3 protein-coding genes are annotated in these 2,523 nt (G+C 65.2%); all 3 read right to left on the bottom strand.

Annotated elements, in window-relative coordinates; all coding sequences use genetic code 11:
- Window positions 1-54: 54 nt before the first annotated feature.
- A complete protein-coding gene (gene tnpC / locus ACFQPB_RS23785; RefSeq protein ID WP_382228893.1) occupies window positions 55-1,638 on the bottom strand; it encodes an IS66 family transposase in 1,584 nt (527 codons plus the stop codon).
- Window positions 1,639-1,704: 66 nt separating this feature from the next.
- Window positions 1,705-2,037, bottom strand: a complete 333-nt coding sequence (gene tnpB, locus ACFQPB_RS23780; protein WP_382228890.1) for an IS66 family insertion sequence element accessory protein TnpB — start codon at window positions 2,035-2,037, stop codon at window positions 1,705-1,707.
- Window positions 2,034-2,444 carry an IS66-like element accessory protein TnpA gene (gene tnpA / locus ACFQPB_RS23775; RefSeq protein ID WP_382228887.1) on the bottom strand — a complete coding sequence of 137 codons (411 nt, stop codon included), beginning with the start codon at window positions 2,442-2,444 and terminating at the stop codon, window positions 2,034-2,036. Before tnpA ends, tnpB begins: the two co-directional genes overlap by 4 nt.
- Window positions 2,445-2,523 lie beyond the last annotated feature (79 nt).

The following is a 2,523-nucleotide window of genomic DNA, read 5'->3' as shown; positions in this document are numbered from 1 at the left end:
GGTATCCGTCCGGCAAAGTCATCCTGACGGCCAGCACGAGGCCGGCGCTGCACCTCAGGTGGCTGGTGACCAGCGATGCGGCAGCAACTCGTCGATACGGCTGGCCGGATGCGTTGGCAAGCGCTCGAGCACGTCCTTGAAGTACGCGTAAGGTTCGTGCCCATTGATGCGTGCAGAGTGCAGCAGGCTCATGATGGCCGCAGCCCGCTTGCCCGCGCGCAGGCTACCGCTGAACAGCCAGTTCGCCCGTCCGATGGCAATTGGCCTGATGTGGTTTTCCACCCAGTTGTTGGAGATCGGCACATCACCGTCATCGACGAAACGGGTGAGCTCCCTCCAGCGCTTGAGGCTGTAGTCGATCGCCTTCATCGTCGCCGAGCCAGGCGGCACCATCTGTCGTTGAGCCAGCAGCCAGCGATGAAAGATGGCCAGTACCCGCCGTGACTTGCGCTGACGTGTCTGCCGTCGCTCATCCCTGGGCAGTGCTTCAATCTCCCGCTCGATCCGGAACAGGCACTGGTGATACCGCAATGCCTTGCGGCCCACCTCGCTGCCGTGGTTGGCCCACAGGTCGTTGAACTTTCGCCTGGCGTGCGCCATGCACTGCGCCGAGGTCACGCCCTTGGTCGTGGTGGCGGTGTAGCCGCCGAAGCCATCGGTCACCAACGTGCCCTGCCACGCCCGGGGCGTGTCCAGCTTGAGGAACTCGCGCACGTTCTCGCCGCTGCGGGTCTCGCAGAACTCGAACACCACGGCCTTTGTCGGGTTGGCACTGGTAGTGCAGTACGACCAGATGTAGGCCCTGTGCGTCTTGCCATCGCTCAGGTGTTTGGGCTTGAGCATCGCCACCGGCGTCTCGTCGGCGTGCAGCACCACATGGCGGCGCAGTTCGTCGGCCAACGACTGCACCAGTGGCTGCAGCTGTGCGCCACACTCGCCCACCCACTGCGCCAGGGTCGAGCGCGCGATCAGGTGGCCGGCGCGCTCGAAGATATGTTCCTGTCGGTAGAGCGGCAGGTGGTCCATGAACTTGGCCACCAGCAGGTGTGCCAGCAAGCCAGACGTCGGGATGCCCTTGTCGATGACGTGCGGCGGTACCGGCGCCTGCACCAACTTCTGGCAGCAGCGGCACGCCCACTTGCCGCGCACATGGCGCTCCACGGTGAACACGCCCGGCTGGTAGTCCAGCTTCTCGGCCACGTCCTCGCCAATGCGCTGCATGGGTTGGCCACAGCCGCAGCTGGTGTCGGTCGGCTCGTGCGTTACATCGCGGCGCGGCAGGTGCGGCGGAAGCGGGGCACGCTTGGGCGTCTTCTTCTCGGTCTTGTCCTTGGCCTGGCCACGCTCGCGATCCAGCTCCCGGTCGAGTTCGGCCAGATCAGCCTCCAGCGTCTCCTCCAGCAGGCTCTTCTGCTCGGGCGCCAGGGTGCTGGCGAAGCGCTCGCTGGTCGCCGCAAACTTCAGCCGCTTGAGCACCGCCATCTCGTGCGTGAGCTTGTCGATCATGGCCTGCTTGAACGCAGCCTCTTGGTCGCGCTGTGCGATCAGGGCATCCTTGGCGCGGAGCTCTGCCATCAGCGACAGCATCACCTGCCGCGTCTGCGGATCCAGGGCGTCCAGTTGCTGTGCGCTGATCATGGGTGGCTATCGTGCCGCGCTCAAGCGCTGCACGCATCGGTACATCCGGCAATTGCCAGTGACCGATCAAATCACCCGGATGATCCCTGCATCGCCCAGCCGCAGCCAAGGCAGCCCCAGCACCAGCGCGTCAAACTGCGTGCGAGACAGCGGCAGTGCGCTGGTCCCATCGTTGACCCAGGTGAACTTGCCGATGTTCAGGCGCCGTGCGGCCAGCCACACACCGATGCCGTCATGCACCAGCACCTTCATGCGGTTCGCTCGCCGGTTGGCGAACAGGTAGGCATGGTGTGGGTGCGCCTGGCCAAAGACCTGCACCACGCGAGCCAGTGCGGCCTCGGTGCCCACGCGCATGTCCAGCGGTTGCACCGCCAGCCACCAGGCATCCACGCGGATCATCGAAGCAACTCGCGCAGCCAGGCCGCGCAGTCGGCCGCTGCCGCTGTCGGCCACGACACCTTGATGGTGGTAGCGCCGCGCTGCAACTCGATACGGATCTCATCGGCAGGCGCCGGCGTCGCCGATGCGGGCATTGCCAAGGGCAAGAAGTGCGGTGGCGCGCTCGCCGCTGGCCTGTTGCTGGCAGCGGCGGGCATGTCTGCCTTTGATTCCGGCGCCTTGCCTGCCCGTGTCTCAGCTTCGATCAGCCACTTGCGAACCATGTTCGCATTCAGGCCGTTGGCCAGCGCGACGGCGGCAATCGACACGCCCGGCTGACGGCATGCCTGTACCACCCGGTCCCTGAACTCTGGCGCATGCCGCCGCCGTGTCCGCCTGCTTGGCAACTCGATTTCTGAAGTGTTCATGTGTCCGCAATGAAGTTACGCGGACACGAGCATCCTTGGTATGCGGCTCGGGCTCAAGATGACTTTGCCGGACGGATAC

The sequence above is a fragment of the Hydrogenophaga atypica genome (genome assembly GCF_042665215.1).
Classification (GTDB): Bacteria; Pseudomonadota; Gammaproteobacteria; order Burkholderiales; family Burkholderiaceae_C; genus Hydrogenophaga; species Hydrogenophaga defluvii_A.
This window is presented reverse-complemented; position numbering and strand designations above follow the sequence as displayed.